A 17,096-nucleotide genomic window follows, 5' to 3' on the forward strand; every position below is an offset into this window, starting at 1 on the left:
TCAGCGGGCCAGGTGACGGTCCAGCCACTGCTTGACCGTGTTATGCCACAGCACGGAATTGGCCGGTTTCAAGACCCAGTGATTCTCGTCCGGGAACACCAGCAACTTGCTCTCGACACCCTGGCGCTGCAACGCGGTAAAGGTACCGAGCGCCTGCGAGGTCGGAATGCGGAAGTCCAGGTCGCCCTGCACCACCAGCATCGGCGTCTTCCAGTTCTTCACGAAATGAACCGGATTGAACTTTTCGTACAGCGCGGCGTTGTCCAGGTAGGTGCCCTTGTTTTCCCACTCGGTGAACCACAGTTCTTCAGTCGCGTACGCCATGCCGCGGGTATCGAACACGCCGTCATGGTTGACCAGGCAACGGAAGCCGTCCGACCAGTTGCCGGCGATCCAGTTCATCATGTAGCCGCCGTACGACGCGCCCAGCGCGCAGCTGCGCTCGCGGTCCAGCCATGGGAATTTCTTCACGGCCGCGTCCAAGCCCTTTTTCAGGTCTTCCAGCGGCGCGCCGCCCCAGTCGCCGCTGATCGAATCGGTGAACGCCTGGCCGTAGCCGGTGGAACCGTGAAAGTCGATGAACACCGTCGCGTAACCAGCGCCGGCGTAAGTCTGCGGATTCCAGCGGTAGCTCCACGAATTGCCGAAACTGCCCTGCGGCCCGCCATGGACCAGGAAGGCCACCGGATACTTGGCGCCGGGCGCCGCATTCCATGGTTTCATCACGTGGCCGTAGACGGTCTCGCCCTTGGCGCCGGTGAAGGAAAACTGCTCGTACTCGCCGAAGCGCACGTCGGCCAGCAGTTCGCTGTTCAACTGCGTCAGCTGGACCGGGGCGCCGCCATTGATGCTCTTGAACAGTTGCGCGCCCGATTGCAGATTGGCCTGGGCCATCACCACTGTCTTGCCGCGCGCGTCGAACGCGCTGACGTAACCCTTCTCGCTCAGTGGCACGACCTTGCCGCTGGCGGCGTCGATCGAGAACAGGCGGTGCTGGCCCAGGTCGTCGGCGGTGGCCAGCAGGGATTTGCCATCGTCGCGCCATTTGTAGTCGCCGATGGAACGGTCCCAGCTCTCCGCCACCACGCGCTTCTTGCCGCTGGCGACATCCATCAGCACCAGGCGGAAGCGGTCGGCCTCGAAGCCGGGCCGGCTCATGGCCAGGTAAGCGAGGGTCTTGCCGTCCGGCGAAAACGCCGGCTTGCTGTCCCAGGCCGGATTGTCGGCGGTCAGGTTGCGCGGCGCGCCGCCGGTGGCGCTGGTTTGGTAGATATCGAAATTGGTGGACCACGATTCGGTCTTGCCGGCCACGCGCACGTTGAACACGACGCTCTTGCCGTCCGGGCTGAAGCGGTATTCCTCGCGGTCGCCGAACGGTTTCGAGGGCACGTCGCCATCGATGCTGCCCGACAGGCTGACCGGCACGGCGCTGACCTTGCCGGCGGCGTCGATCGGCGCGGTATACAGCACGCTGTTGCGCCCATCCTTCCAGGTATCCCAGTGCCGCACGAACAGGCGGTCGTAGACCTTGCCGCTGGCCTTGTCCTTGGCCTTGTCGTCGATGCGCGTCTTGGTGCAGGCCAGGTCGGTGCAATCGCGGAACACGGCCAGGCTCATCGCCAGACGGTCGCCGGCGGGCGAGAGACGGAAATTATCGACGTCGAGCGGCAGGTCGGTGACCTTGATGGCCTCACCGCCAGCCACCGGCTGGCGCCACACCTGCGACGAGCCCGAGCGGGCCGACAGGAAGTAGATGGCGTCGCCCTTGGGCGACCATTCCGGATCGGTACTGTTGGCGTCGCCGCTGGTCAGCCTGACCGGGGTCGGCTTGGCGCTGCGCAAGTCGATCATCCACAGCTGGGTGTTGCCGCGGTTCTTTTCCATATTGGTGCTGCGCACCGTGTAGACCACGCGCGACGCGTCCGGCGAGAGGGCCGGCGCGCCGACCCGTTCCATCCTTACCAGATCCTCGACCGTAAACCCGCGCGGCGCGGCCAGCGCGCTACCGGCAGCCAGTGTAGCTGCCCCCAAAATGAACAGACGTCCCATCATTGCATCATCCCTAAGAGTCATGAAAGTGCCAAAAGATACGAAATGGCCCCGGCATCATACCAAGTTCGTATCACAAGAGCAGCCGAAAAATGCGCCCAGGCGTCGTGATGCATAAGGAGGTCGTGCGCTTGCTTCGCAGCATGTTGGATTAACGTTGTAACCAACTGATCTCGTATTGCCTGAGAAAACGTTATGTACTATAATGCAACACTAATTGACTATTGGAATATCATGAAATACATCGCAGCAGCAATAACAGCCTTGGTATTAACCGTACCTGCGCAGGCGGCACTCCAGGTTTATGAGTTTACCGCGTCGGTATCCGGTCTCGGGGACGTTCGGGCCCTTACATGGGCACAAAGCGTCAGCGGCCGGCAGGAAGGTAGCGTAATTTCCTTGGGCGACCGAATTGTGGGACGTTTTGCCTACGACACCACTGCCAAGTCGACATTTAACAGCGGCGAATGGTTTCCGAACCCTGACACGAATACGTATTTCTACTCGTCGGCACCCTCCCCGGCAAATTTTTTTACATTCACGATTTTGCCGAGTGGGCATACTGTCCGCGTGGGTGATGCGAACGCGCCAGTAAGCAGTATGTCGTTCACAGACGGCAAACCAAATATCGCTAACATGACCGATGTGCTGTCGTTCCGCTCTGAAGTGTTTAACGGCGAGTCGAATTCCTTGAATTTCACTGGCTCGACAGCAAACTGGGTTTCCAATGGTGGCCTTCCGGGGCATCTGTCCATGGCCGACATGGGAAGTGCAAGTCTTCATCATGACTATTACAAACCCGGTGGCGGCCGCATTTTGCTCAATGCAACTATTACGTCGCTGAACGAGATTGCCATTACACCGGTCCCCGAGCCAGGCACCTGGGCCATGCTGCTGGCCGGCCTGACGATCCTCGGTTTCAGCGCGCGCCGCAAGCGCAACTAAATCGATCGCAGCAATGCAAAAGCCGCACCGGGTTTGGCCCCGGTGCGGCTTTTTTCATGCTCCGGCCTTGGCCGGACGCACTTCCCCCTTAACGCTTGATGCCGGTCACTTCCACTTCGACGCGGCGGTTCGGCTGCAGGCAGCCAATCAGCGCGGCGCGCGGCGCAACGCCGGTACAGGCCTCGACCTGGTCCGCTTCGCCTTTGCCGGCGCTGACGATCTCACCCGTAAAGCCTTTGCCCAGAATGTACTCGCGCACCGTCGCCGCACGCTTTTCCGACAGCGGCTGGTTGTACGCTTCCGTCCCCATGCGGTCGGTGTAGCCGGTCAGCTTGATGCCGGAAATCTGCGCATACACGCCATCGAGCTTGATCATCATGCTGTCGATGCGCGCGCGTCCCGCCGGCAGCAAGTCAGGCAAGCCCGATTTGTCGAAGCGGAACAAGGCATCCGCCGCCAGGGTCAGCTTCTCGACCACCACCGTCGGCCCCTTGCCCGGCTCCATCTTGACCACTGCCGCCACCGGGGCACCGCCGCAAGCGGCAGCCGACGCCTGCGCCGCCTGCAGATTGTCTTCGGCGATCTGGATGTACGGGTTGGCATGGCGCCAGCCCTGCTGATTGAATTCATTCCCGGCATGCACCAGCTCGACTTCGCCGCAAGCGACCTTCTGCGCCGCGCAGCTGAAGCCCGCGCCGCTCTTGACGCCACCGAAGCGCGTCCACAGGTCGTCGCGCAGCTTGGCCGCGTCGTTCACCAGCGGCGTCTGGTCGCCCGGATTGGGCGTGGCGCCCGTTTCCAGCGCGCCCACGATCGCGGCGCCCTGCTCCAACGCCTTTTGCGGGAAGGCGGAACGGTCGTTGCGGGTGTATTCATGCAGCGACACGTCGAGCCAGCACTGCGCCTTCGACAGATAGTAATTGCTGACCGGTACGCCCTTGTCGTTGAGCGCTTTCACGCGCTGCTGCAAGGCCTTGTACCCGGCCTGGTCGGCCACGATCGCCTGGTCGGAGATGCGCTCCGCCGGCGCATTGAGGGTTTGCGCAAAGGCGCCTTGAACGGCAAGGGCCATGGCGGCGAACAGCACAACGCGCGGGCGGGAAATATTGGTAGGTTTCATCGTCATTCTCATTTCAGGAAATTAGCGGGCCAGCGCGCGATTCGCTTCTGGGTCCTTGCCTTTGAATACATTCTCGTCAAACTTGAAGCGCAGGCGCACGAACCAACCCTTGGAGGTGTAGTCCGCGGCACTCAGATCGCGTTCGCGGAAGCCGCTCACGTTGTAGCCGGCCGACAGCCACAGGTTTTCCTTGACCAGGTAGCCGACCTCGACCCCGCGCGCATACTGGCTGCTGCCCTTGTTCTGCGGGCTGTGCAGGTAGGCGGCGAGCACGCCGACATCCCAGTTCTCGGTGATGTCGTACACCACGCGGCCCGACGCCATCCAGGCGCTGTAGGTCTGCTGGCCCTGCGGCAAATTGCGTTCCTTGCTGGTCTTGGCGGCAAGGCGGCCGGTGCTCCACCATGGACGGCTCGGATGGTAGTCGAGGTGGGTCGAGACGATGTGCGCGGCATAGTTGTCGCCATCGACACGGGCGCCGTCGCGCACGTTCTTGTACTCGTAGCGCGCCAGGCCGTTGAACTGGTTGCGGTCGACCGGACGCCAGGCAAAACCGAGCTGCGCGCGTTCCTGCAGGCTGTTGGCCAGCGGCTTGCCGCTCAGGTCGTCGTTGTTGCGCGCCAGCAGGGCGTAGTTGCGGGCCAGGACGGTCCAGTCGCGGTCGAGCTTGCGCACGAACGAAAGCGTATTGAGCCACTGGTCCTGCGACTGGTTGCCGATGTCGCCCAGGCTGTCGAACAGGCGGCGCCATTCGAGCTTGACCGACGCTTTCCACAGCGGGTTGGCGGTGTAGTCGAGCGCCGTCGCCAGGGCCACGCCCTTTTGCTGGCGGCCGTCGAACACGTGCAGGTATTCCGCGTTGGTGCTCACCGCCACGCCTTCGGACAGGTTCCAGGTATTGCGCGCGCCGCTGGCCAGTTGCAGGTCGCGCCCGTCGGCCAGTTCGGTATCGATCGAGTCGCGCAGGCGGTATTCGGAGAAGATACTGGCGCCCGGCAGGTAGGTCGATTCGACACCGGCAACGAACGCATTGCTCTTTTCGGCAGGGTTCAGCGAGTAGCGCGATGCGAGACCGGTCTGGTTCTCGTAGCGCGCATACGCACGGCTACGCTCGGACAATTGATACTGCGCACCGAGCTCGTAACGCTTCTGGTTGCTGTCGGAAATGCCATGCTCGATCACGCCGGTCAGGCTCAGCAAGTCGGTCGCCTTGTACTGCGCGCCGATGGCCACCGTGTTGGCGTCCAGCGTGCCGCGCGTGCCTGGCGTGGTGGTCGCGCCGACCGGTGCAAAGGCGGTGATGGTGCTGCCGTTGACCGGGCTGATGGCGCTGTTGGTGTGGCCGAAGCCGAAGAAGCCGCCGCTCGGGTTCAGTCCGTTCGGGTTCGAGACCACGCCGGTGTTGCTGGCCATGCCGACCTGATTGCGCAGCTCGCCCTCTTCCTTCATGTGCTGCAGGGAGAAGTCCAGCGTCAGGCGCGGATCGGCTTTCCACAGCATGCCGACACGCACGGCATCGCGCTGGGCCACAACCTGCTGGTCGCGGCTTTGCAGCGCGCTGCCGTACACCGTGGTGGTGGACGTGAACCTGGCGCTCACGTTCACGCCGGCGTCGCTGTGGCCGGGGCTGATGCCGGCCGCGGTATTGTTGAACTCATCGTCGGCACGCTGCCAGTAGGCACGCATGTCGAACGCATCGCTCTTGTGCGACAGTGCCACGCGCGCAGCCCGGCCCGACGCCGAACTCGACAGCTCGCCCGCCTGTCCGCTCGGGGTGGTGAACACCTGGCCGTTGGACGTGTAGCTGGTCGATTCGCTCTGCGCGAATTCGGCAACGATACTGGTCTTCGGCGCCAGTTGCACGCTCGCGTTGACGCTGTGCAGGCGGTACGGCGATTGCGGGTTCTTGTCGTCCACCGCGGCCATGCCGACGCTGATGCTGTCGGTCAGGCGGTATTCGCCATTGACGCCCATCACCCAGAACTCGTCGCCGCCCTGCTCCACTTCGTACGTCACGCGGATCGATTGCGGGTCGCCTTCAGGCGTGAGCGATGGGACGGCCTGCTTGAACAGGATGCGGCCCGAAAACGGCTCGAAGCTGTAGTCTTCCAGGCGGCGCAATGGCGTCACCTGCTTGACCAGGTCGGTCTGGTTCTTGTCGCGCACGATCAGTTCGACGCGCTCGGAATTGGTCAGCGCGCCATTGTTGCGCACGGCGAATGGTCCGGAGCTGCCGTTGGCACGGTATTCTTCGATGACCTGCTTGGCGTTGTCGTGGAAGGCAAAGCCGCCCAGGTTGCCGCGTTTCAAGTCCCAGTTGCCGCGCAGGCCGGTGGCGGTGCGCTGGTACTGGCCGAGCTTGCGCGCTTCCATGCCCGTGTTCGGGCCGGGTACCGACGACATCGTGCCTTCGCTGGTCGAAAAGTCGCCGTACAGCACATAGCTTTTCTTGTCGTCGACGCGCACGTACAGGCGGCCAGCCGAGCGGGCGTCGAACGCGGTGCTGGCGCTGTCGCCGTACACCGGATAGAACTCGTTCGGGTTGATGTCGCGCTGTAGCTTTTCGCGGGTCTGCTGGTCCGAATCGTAGGCGGCCGTCAGCAGCTTGCTGCCGAGGATGGTGCCCTTGACGAAGAACGCGGTACGGGCGCTGGCGTTGGCCTTGCCGCTGTTGAACTGGCGGCTCCAGCGCGTGATGTCTTGTTCGAAGCCATCGTTAAAGCGTGCTGGCGCCAGGTCGCCGGCGTTCAGGCGGCGCTTGCTGATGACGCCTTCGATCAAGCCCACGGCCAGCATCTGGCGCAGTTCCGGAACAAAGGTGATCACGCCCTGGGTGCTGATCTTGCCACCGTCGACGCGCAGCAAGACTTCCTGCGCGGCGGCCGGGGCCAGCAGGCGGAATTGCGCCTTGCCGTTCTTTACGCGCAGCTGCACGCCAGGGGTCACCTTGTCGGCGTCGCCGCTTTGCGGACCCAGCGAATCGGTGGCGCTGCCGTCGAGCAGGATGCGCCCGGCCGACGCTTCCAGCGTCAGCAGCACGTCATCCGCCAGCGGCTGGCCATCTTCGCCCAGCACCTGCACGCTCACGCGCACCGGCGACTGGCCGTCGGCCGGCACGCCATCGCGGTCGGTTTCGACCAGGATGCGCGCGACCTTGGCGCTGGCGTCGAGACGCCCGCTCCAGAGCTGCGGCGCCGCCATCTGGGCACGCAGGCCGGCGTCGGCCGGGGCCGATGGCAGCGCTTGCGCGCCGGCATTCGGGAAAGCGCAGGCAACCGCCAGTGCGCCCGCCAGCAGGCGGACGGTGCTGCGGCGTTGAATAAGAAGAAGTTTTTTGTTCGTCATGGTGTTCATCTGGGCCAGGCGGGATGGTTGCTTATTGCGCACGGGCTTCTCCCGCGCCGGCAGGGATTGCTCCCTGGCGTGGCTTGACCAGTTCCTGGTTGGCGCTGTCGGTCGCCTGCCGCGGCGCGGCAGGTGCTTTGCTGTCGAACTTCAGGCCTGGCAGGCGCGGCGCTTCCGTTTCCGGCGCGCGTCCCCCACCCTGGCTGCGGCGGGCTTTCACCTGCTCGATGACCGGCGCCGAGCACGAACCCTCGGCAAAGTCGCCGCGCAGCAGTTCGCCATTCTTCGCGTCCAGCCAGATGCTGTTGGCATCGCCCAGGTTGCGGTTGCTGGTCGTCGTCAAACGGCTGCCGCGTGGCAAGGTCAAACTGTCGGCCTTGATCACGTGCGATTTGGGCGACAGGCCGCAGTAGCTGTACTTGCCTTCCACATCGGTGGTGAACGAGGTGCCGTCTTCCAGGTACAGACGCACACCCGGAACGCCCAGCTCTTCGCTGTCCTGCACCGAGTTACCGTTGCAGTCGACAAAGACCTTGCCGGCCACGCAGGCTTGCTCGGTGAACACGCCACCGGTCAGGCGCACCTTGTACTCGGCGTTGTTCGACGGGTACGCGGCCGGCACAGGCTGGTACGAACCCGGCGTGACGCAACCGCTGGCCACGTTACAGGCGTAGGCAATCGCACGGTTGATGCCATCGCCCTGCAGGCTGCCGACACCGGCACGCAGGCGGTAGGTCAGCACGGCTTGCTTGTTGCTAGCCAGCGGACCGAGGTTGAAGGCCAGTACCGGGCCAAGCGCGGGCACCGGATCGGCGACCGACTTGCCATCGACTTTCACGGTGCCAGGCACCAGCGAGAAGCCGGCCGGCAGGCTGTCGCGCACCGTTGCCTGTGCTACCGCGCTGCCGCTGGTCTGGCGCACGGTCAGGGTGTAGAGCAGGCTTTCGCCAAATTCGAGCTGCTGCTTGTCGCCGGTTTTGGTCAGCGCCAGGCCAGCCGCTTCGATCTTGTCGATCGGCAGGTGGTTGTTGACCACCGGGGCGCCATGCGTGCCCACGGTGAACGTGTAGTAATACTGGGTGGTGTCCGCACCGCCCGGCACCGCGCCGACGCAAGCGTTCGGCTTGTGCAGGTTCACGCTCGACGCCGGAGCGCCGTCGGACTTCTGGATCAGCGCCGCATTGGCACTGGCCATCACCGAAGCGGCACCCTGGCAAGCCGGGATCTTCGCCGATGGCGCCGCTACGTAACCGGCCGGATAGCTGGTGATCGCCAGCGTGTAGACACCCGCCGGGAAATCGTTCAGCAAGCCAAACTGGTACACGCCATCGCTGCCGGTGGTCTGGTTGAGCGCTTCCACGCCGCCCAGCAGGTGGCGCGTCGGGTTGAAGCCGGCCGGACCAGTGACGGTCACGACCGCGCCGCGCACCGGTTGACGGGTGGCGCTGTCGTACACGACGCCGGACGGGGTCAGCGGCAAGTTCTGCTCGGTGATGTCGCTGTTGTCCGTCAGGGTGATGCCGGTGATCCTGCCTACAACCGGGGTACCCGCGTTGCCGGCCGAGGTCGGAACGATCGGCATGCCGTTGCCATCCTTGGTAAATACGATCTCGAAGCCCGGACCGGTCGGCAAGCCCGTGCCTTCGTAGCCGGCGCAACGCAGGCTGTCGAACTGGTAGTAGCCCTTGGCGTCGCTCTTGACGGTGCAAACCGGTTTGCCGTTCCGGGTCAGGACCACGGTCCAATCCTTCACGCCTTCATGGTTCTCGGGACGGGTGCGGGTGTGGCCGCGGTCCATCCAGACATAGCCGCTGATGATCGGGGCGCGGGTTTCCGGACCCGGACGCACGCGCTCGCCGAACAGGTAACCGCCGACCACGCCGCCATTGGCTGCGATGATCTCGCTGGTCACGTCGAACTGGGCGATCGTGTTTTGCGACGGCGCGGTGCCGAAGCTGCTGTTGTCGACCTTGCCGCCTGCAACGCCGGCGGTTTCCTTGCCATCCATGTACTTCGAGGTCGGCAGGTCGGTCTGGGACTCGACCAGGGTGTAGCGGCCGGGAACCAGGTTCTCGAACACATACTTGCCATCGGCGCCGGTGACGGCCACGCAGCCCATGGTGCAGGCGTCAACGCCCGTCATGGTCACGTGCACGCCCGGCAGCGGGGTTTCGCCCGCGTCCATCTGGCCGTTGTGGTTGGCGTCAACATATACATAGCCTTCCAGACGCGCGCGGCGTTCGCCGAACAGGTAGTCGGTGCCATCCTGCGCCACGCCCAGCTTGATGCCCGGGATGGTGTTCTTCGGCACCGTGGTGTCGAAGGCGCTGTTGTCGGCCGTACCCGCCGTCACGCCGGCGACCTTGCCCGGGGTTTCCTTGCCGTCGGTGTAGCCGGCCGGATGGGTTTCCACCAGGCTGTAGGTGTCGGCCGGCAAGCCGACGATCAGGAAGCGGCCATCCGCATCGGTGGTGGCACGGCCTGCTTCGCCCTTGCCGCCGACGGCGCTGACCGGCACGCCGGCAATGCCAGGCTCGCCAGCGTCCTGCACGCCGTTATGGTTATCGTCGCGATACACCACGCCCGCCAGGCTGCTGCCTACTTCGCGGAAATCGTAGTCGCGCGCTTCGGTACCCGCCGCCAGCACGATGGCGGTGGTTTTGTTCGGGCCCTTGTCGAGCGTGCCGCCGACGTTGCCGAGGGCGCTGCCGGTGTTGGTCGGGAAGTCGCCGTACGCTACCGGCTGGGTTTCCACCACGGTGTAGGTGCCCGGTACCAGGTCGACGAACAGATAGCTGCCGTCGGCGCCAGTCACGGTGGTGCGTGCAGGAATGGCCACGCCCTTGGCATCGACACCGGTCAGGGTGACGGTTACGCCAGGCAATGCTTCGCCCGGCTCGCGCTTGGCGTTCTTGTTACCGTCGACGTACACAGTACCGCCGAGTTTGGCCAGGCCGTTGCTGACCGGATTGATTTCACGGAAATCGTAGCCGGTCGCCGCGCCGCCCGCTGGCGGAATAACGATGGTGGCGACCGTGTTCAGGCCGGCAGTGCCGCCGCCCAGGGTGCCGATCTTGGTGCCGGTGGCGGCCTCGAAATCGGACAGGCCGGCTGGCTGGGTTTCAGTGAGGGTGTAAGTGCCTGGTGCGAGCACCGGGAACAGGTAATTACCATTGGTATCGGTCTGCACGGTACGTACCGTGCCGTCGGTACCCTTGAGGGTCAGGGTGACGCCACTGAGCAATTGCTCGGTAGTGTCGCGCTTGCCATCCTTGTTGCTGTCGACATACACGGTACCTGCCAGCGAACCGGTATTCGGTGCGCCGCGCTCGCCGAACAGATAGTTCACGGCGGCCGTGCCCGGCATCACATTGATGCCGGTGATGCTGTTTTTCGGGGCATTGATGGTGCCGCCCACGGAACCGGCAGCGTCGACGCCATCCGATACGCCACCCGGCTGGGTTTCGACCAGGGTGTAGTTGCCAGCCATCAGGCCGGTGAACAGGAAGGTGCCATCGGCGCCGGTCGCCATGGTGCGCGGCACGGGGCCGTTCAGGCGCACCACCACGCCCACCAGCGGCGAATCGCCGGCGTCACGCACGCCGTTGTCGTTGGCGTCGAAATACACGGCGCCGGCGATGCTGGCGCCGATTTCGCGGAAATTGTAGTTCACGGCATTGTCGCCCTGCACCAGCGGCAAGCCGCCGATGCTGTTCGGTACGGCCACGCCGGTCGTGATGCCGCCGATGGTGCCCGGCTGGCTGCCGGTGTTACCCGGGAAATCGTTGTAGCCGGCAGGATGGGTTTCGGTCACGGTGTAACCGGCACCGCTGCTCGGACGCAGTTTGTCGAAGCGGTAGGTACCGTTGGCCGCGGTGGTCGTGCTCAGGCTGACGGCCACGCCGCGGTCGTCGCTGCCGGTCAGGGTGACGGTCACGCCGGCGATCTGCTCGCCCGTGGTGACGCTGGCATCCTGGTTGCTGTCCGCATACACGGTGCCGCTGACGCTGGCCGGCACCACTTCGCCGAAGTTGAAGTCGGTGTGCGTACTGGCGACCGCATAAGCGATGGTGCCGATCACGTTGGCGACATTGTCGACGCAGCCCGCGCAGGCGGCGCCGCCGACATTACCCTTGCGGGTGATGCCGTCGAGGTAAGCGGCCGGCTGGGTTTCGGTGACGGTGTAACCGGCGCCATTCGCATTGCGCAGGAAGCTGAAGGTATACGCGCCATCGGCACCGGTGGTGGCGACGCAGGTCGGCGCGCCGCAGGCGTTGCCGCCGCTCGCTGCCGTGCCGGTCAGGGTCAGGGTCACGCCGGCAATGCCGGTTTCGCCCGCATCCATCGTGCCATTGTTGTTCTTGTCGGCATACACAAAGCCGCTCAGTTTGCCGGTGGCTTCGCCGAACAGGTAATCGATACCCTTCTGGCCCGCGCTCAGCACAACGCCGCTGAATACGCTGTTGCCGCCCGCCAGGCCGAGGTTGCCGGGCGTGGTGGCGCCGGTGCCAAGGGTGTTGGTGGCGTCGATGAAGTCGACCGGCTGGGTTTCGGTCACGGTGTAGCCGCCGCCATTGCTGGCCGGCAGGCCGGTGAAGCTATAGTTGCCGTTGGCGTCGGTGGTGCCCACGCAGGTGCTCACGATGGTGCACACATTGGCGCCGGTCGCGGTGGTGCCCGACAGGGTCACGGTCACGCCAGGCAGCAGGGTGTCGCCGCCATTCAAGGTATTGCTGCGGTCGACGTCGAGGTAGACCTTGCCCGCCAGGCTGGCCGACGATTCGCCGAAGTTGTAATTGCTGCCGAACTGGCCGGTGCCGATCACGATGCCGCTGAAGCGGTCATTGCTCTTGGTGCCGCGCACCACGCCATTGACGGTACCGACCGTGTCGATGCCGTCGGCATAGCTCGACAGTGGCGCGCTGGCCTGGCTCTGCTCGGTCAGCACGTAGCCGGTGGCGTCGCTGGCCGGCAGGCCGGCGAAGCCGTAGCCGCCGCTGCTGTCGGTGAGGATGGTGCACGGGTTCGGCGAAATCGCCACGCACACGCTGGTGCCGTTCGAGGTATTGCCCGACAGGGTGATCGAGACGCCGGCAATGCCAGGCTCGCCCGCATCCTTCACGCCATTGTTGTTCAGGTCGGCATAGACGATGCCGCCCAGACCCTGCCCGCTTTCGCCGAAGTTGTAGTTCACGGCGGCGTCGCCCGCCACCAGCGGCACATTGCCGATGGTGCGCTTGGTGGCGCCGATGACCGGGGTGTTGGCGGCCAGCGCGGTGGCGCCGTCATTGCCGCCCTTGCTGCCGATGGTCATGCCGGTGTGGGTCACGCCCGGCAGGGTTGCCTGCACAACCTGATACGTACCAGGACGCAGATTGGTAAAGCTGTACGAACCGTTGGCGCCGGTCGGCACGGTGGCGTTCACCGGACCCAGATCGTCGGTGCCGGTCAGGGTCATGGTCACGCTGGTCACGCCCGCGCTTTCGTCGGTGGCCGGCAGGTTCGTCACGTCGCGCACGGCGTCGGTGTCGAGGTCGACGAAGACGAAGCCCGACAGGGTCGCCGGCTTCAGTTCGCCGAACAGGTAGCCGGTGGCGTTGGTCGACGCTGGCAGGACGATGTTGCTGATCTCGTCGCCGCTGGCATCGGTGGCGGTGCCGGCAACGCTGCCGGCCGCTTCCTTGCCATCGAGGTAGGTGGCGGGCTGCACTTCGGTCACTTTATAGGTGCCTGGCGAGCGGTTGTCGAACAGATAGGCGCCGCCGGCGGTGGTGGTGGTGGTGACATTGGTGACGGTATTGCCGTAGATATCGACACCATCCAGGCGCAGGGTCACGCCGGTGATGCCGTTTTCGCCCGCGCCCTTGGCCGCGTCGTTGTTGCCGTCTTCATACACGAAGCCGGCGATCGAGGAACGCTGCACCGCCACGGTGGCGCAACCACGGTTATCGACCGCGCTGCGCTCGACATCGTTGGTGGTGGCGTTGCCGCAGTTTTCCAGCGCCGCGTTGACCGCGGTGGCGATCACGGGAATGCGCACGGTGGCCGCCTTGCCGCTTTCCAGCAGGCCGACGTTACAGCTGATCGTGGCGCCCGCGCTGCAAGTGCCGCTGGTCGGGGCACCGTTGTTGGTGCTCCAGGTCAGGCCGGCGTTGTATGGCGCCGCGTTGTATGGCGCGAGCGTGCCGCCGGTGTAGAGCGTCAGGCCGGCTGGCAGGCTGTCGGTGATGACGGTGCCCTGGCTGTTGCCCGGACCGGCGTTGTTCAGGGTCAGGACCCAGAAGAATGGCTCGCGCAGCTGCACCGCGGCAGCAAGCGCGTTGGTGTTGCCGTTATAGGCGAACGCCGCTTTGGTCAGCTTGAGGTCGACGCGCATCTTGATGGTGGTGCTCTGGTCGGCCGTGTTGTTCGGCGTCAGTTGCTCCGGCTCGCGCGAGGAGACGGTGACGGTCGACTGGTAGGTGTCGCCCGAACCGGTCGGCTGGGTAACGACCTGGAAGTCGAGATACAGGTCGGTGCTGGCGTTGTTGCCCATCAGGATGTCGGTGGTCGGGAAGTTGCAGGTGATGCTCATCTGCGCCGGACCCGTGACCGTGTTGCCGACCTGGGTACAGTAATTGGTATACGCCTCGCCGTCCGGCAGCAGTTTACCGCCGCGGAACGTCATGCTCTTGCCGGCAGGCGGCTTCATCAGATAGGTCAGGACCAGGTGGGTGGCGACCGATGGACCGCGGTTGGTGATGGTGTTGCGGTAGGTAACCACATTGTCCGGGAACACCGGACCGGCGCTCGCCGGCACGAAGCCCATCGGATCGACGTTGTCGGTGTTATTGACCAGCAGGTCGAGCGTGGCAGGCGTCACCGCCAGCGCATTGGTGCCGCTGTTGTTGGCGTAGTCGCTTTCGTTGCTGCTGGTGGCCACCGTGGCCGTGCTGCCGATATTGCGCGGATCCGGCGCGTTAGCCATATAGTCGGGACGCACGGTGATGGTGACGGTGCGGGTCGCGCCCGACGCCATGTTGCCGATGGTGCAGTTCAGCGTCTTGGCCGCGCTGTCATAGGCGCAGGTGCCGCCATTGCTGGCGACGGCCGAGATGAAGGTCATCGAGCCTTCCGGAATATTGAACACATCGCTGACGGTCACGCCATTCGCCGTCGACGGACCGTTGTTATTGATGGTCAGCACGTAGGTGGCGTTGGTACCGGCAGGCACCGAGCCTGGGGTCACGGTATTGGTGATGGTCACGTCGGCGACCGGATCGACCTGCACGTCGGCGGTGGCGACGTTGTTGGCGGGAACCGGATCGCCTTGGGCGTTGGAGCGCACGCTGGCCGAGTTCACCCATTTATTGCCGGCCTGGCCACTGCTGTCGAGCAGCGGACGGGTCACCGTCACGGTGATCTCCGCCGTACTGCCGAGCGCCATCGTGCCGCTGCTCATGAAACAGGTCACGGTCGCGCCCGGGGTGCAGGTGAACGTCGCCGGGCTGGTACCGCCGGTTTTCGAGGCATTGACCACGGTCTTGCCAGCGATATAGCCAGGAATCGGATCCGACAGGATCACGCTGGTCGATTCGCCCGGACCGGCATTGGTCACGGTCAAGGTATAAGTAATGGTCGGCGCATTCCAGTCCAGGCTGCCCGGAGCGGCGCTCTTGGTCAGCTGCAGATCGGCCGCGTTCGGGGTCTGGGTCGATTCCGAGGTGGCGCTGGCGCAGTTATTGCCCGGCACCGGATCGGCCTGCACGCCGCCGCTATCGGTAAAGACGGCGCAGGCGGTATTGGTCAGGGTGCCAGACTGGGCGGCGGTGGTGGTCAGGCCCAGGTTCGGGGTCGAGGCATTGAGCGCCAGCGCCGCGTTATAGGTACAGGTGATGTCCTGGCCGACTTGCGGCGCGCAGGTCCAGTTGGCGCCGCTGGCGCTGACGAAGGTTTCGCCGATCGGCAAGGTTTCGACGATCTTGACTTCGCCGATGGCGGCCGCACGCGGGCCGTGATTGGTCACGCGCATGGTGCTGACCATGTTGCTGCCCTGCGCGACCGGGTTCGGGGTCTTGGTTTTGGTGATCGACAGATCGACGCCGTCCGGCACGATGCTGACGTTGACCGAGCCGCTGTTGTTGGCCAGGTCGCCATCGGGCGTAGCGCTGCCGATGGTGGCGGTGTTGGTGGCAGCGGTTTGCGCAGCAACCACCGGCGCGGTGGCGCTGATGACGATGTCCTCCACCGTGCCGACCGCGAAACTGGCGCGCGTGCAGCTGACATTCTGGCCATTGACGCTGCAAGTCCATCCGGTGCCGCTTGCGCTCACGATGGCGAAGCCGGCAGGCACGCTGTCGCTGACCACCACGTTGGTGGCCAGCATCGGGCCCAGGTTGCGTGGCGCCAGGGTGAAGCTGATCGCCTGGCCGCTGCCGATCAGGGCCTGGGAGACTGTCTTGGTCACGGCCAGGTCGGTGCCGACGGTGATCGTGGTATTGGCCGACGAGGCATCGTTGGCGTTGTTGAAGTCGGTCGCGCTGCCGCTGATGGTGACCACGCCGGTGCTGGTGATGGTGCCGGTGGTGGTGCCGGTGGCCTTGGCGTTGATGACAATGTCCGGCAAGGCGCCCTTGGGCGCGCTCGGACGGTTACACGTCACCACCTGCCCCGCCGCCCCGCACGACCAGCCGGAACCGGCCGCCGACTGGTAGGTCAGGTTCGGGCTCAGGGTGAAGGTGGCACGGGTGGCGCCGGCCGCATCGGGACCGTTGTTGTTCAGGTTAGCCGTGTACACCAGCGTGCCGCTGGCCATCAGGCTGGCCGGCGAGCCGTTCAGCACCAGCGACAGGTCGGCGCCGTTGTCGATCGTGGTCAGCTGCGACAGCGAGTTGTTGCCGGCGTTGCTGTCGGCATCGGTCGTGGTGACGGCCGCCAGCAGGTTGACGGTCTGGCCGGCCGCGGCCAGGGTGCGCACGGTCAGGTCGATGTCGAGCAGGTCGGCGGTGCCGGCGCCGGCGCCGTCGCCGGTCACCTTGGCGTAGCTGCAGGTGACCTTGTTGGTGCCCGCATCGTGCACGCAGGCCGGGTCGGATACCGACACGAAGCTGGTCTGCGGATCGAGCGTGAACACCACCTGGACGTTATTGGCGACGTCGCTGGTGTTGTTGGTGACGGAAGCGGAATACAGAATGGTGCCGCCGCGCACGGCCGGGTCCGGCGTATCGGTCAATTGCGATACCAGCAGGTCGACCGCGGCTGCCTGCAGAGGCAGCCCCAGCAAGGCAATCGCTGTTACCCGGAGCAGGCATGCAAACACACGCGAGGATCGGGACTTCACCACTGGTAAGGCGCTTTTGAACATTATTGGCTTCATCAATTAAGAATGCGGACGACAACACATCGCCCGCCATGCACACGGCATCGCTTTTGCGATTGGGAATTTAAACTGGACTACGCGGAGGAAAGGCACACTGCGGATGTGAATGCATCGATAACACTTTTCTTGCGCGACGACATTATATTCATACAAACAACATCTTACAAAGTGCTTAATGGAAATGATGCAAATATGCAACGCTGACAACTCAATGCACAGAGTATTAACATTCTAGAAGTTTCAACAGGGTAATTTTTACCCGGAACGGGTTGCTTCATA

Annotated in this window: 5 protein-coding genes; 1 reads left to right on the forward strand and 4 read right to left on the reverse strand. The window is 64.5% G+C overall.

The window, feature by feature from the left end:
• Positions 1 to 2,052 carry a S9 family peptidase gene (locus RBA40_RS27245; protein ID WP_306651472.1) on the reverse strand — a complete coding sequence of 684 codons (2,052 nt, stop codon included), beginning with the start codon at positions 2,050 to 2,052 and terminating at the stop codon, positions 1 to 3.
• 231 nt (positions 2,053 to 2,283) lie between these two features.
• Here RBA40_RS27245 and RBA40_RS27250 point away from each other — a divergent pair, with 231 nt between their 5' ends.
• A complete protein-coding gene (locus RBA40_RS27250; RefSeq protein ID WP_306651474.1) occupies positions 2,284 to 2,994 on the forward strand; it encodes a PEP-CTERM sorting domain-containing protein in 711 nt (236 codons plus the stop codon).
• Between the two features lie 88 nt (positions 2,995 to 3,082).
• Here the strand turns inward: RBA40_RS27250 and RBA40_RS27255 are convergent, their stop codons facing one another.
• The 3 genes from RBA40_RS27255 to RBA40_RS27265 are packed head-to-tail and all read right to left on the reverse strand — an operon-like array spanning position 3,083 to position 16,721.
• The gene (locus RBA40_RS27255; protein ID WP_306651476.1) at positions 3,083 to 4,114 is read right to left on the reverse strand and encodes an OmpA family protein; all 1,032 of its coding nucleotides are present in this window, start codon (positions 4,112 to 4,114) and stop codon (positions 3,083 to 3,085) included.
• 21 nt (positions 4,115 to 4,135) lie between these two features.
• Positions 4,136 to 7,501: a hypothetical protein gene (locus tag RBA40_RS27260; RefSeq protein ID WP_306651477.1), complete on the reverse strand. Its 3,366-nt coding sequence runs from the start codon at positions 7,499 to 7,501 to the stop codon at positions 4,136 to 4,138.
• The gene (locus tag RBA40_RS27265; RefSeq protein WP_306651479.1) at positions 7,491 to 16,721 is read right to left on the reverse strand and encodes an SdrD B-like domain-containing protein; all 9,231 of its coding nucleotides are present in this window, start codon (positions 16,719 to 16,721) and stop codon (positions 7,491 to 7,493) included. The genes RBA40_RS27260 and RBA40_RS27265 overlap by 11 nt, the downstream gene beginning before the upstream one ends.
• Positions 16,722 to 17,096: the final 375 nt, after the last annotated feature.

The organism is Massilia pseudoviolaceinigra (genome assembly GCF_030846505.1).
GTDB classification, from domain to species: domain Bacteria; phylum Pseudomonadota; class Gammaproteobacteria; order Burkholderiales; family Burkholderiaceae_D; genus Telluria_A; species Telluria_A violaceinigra.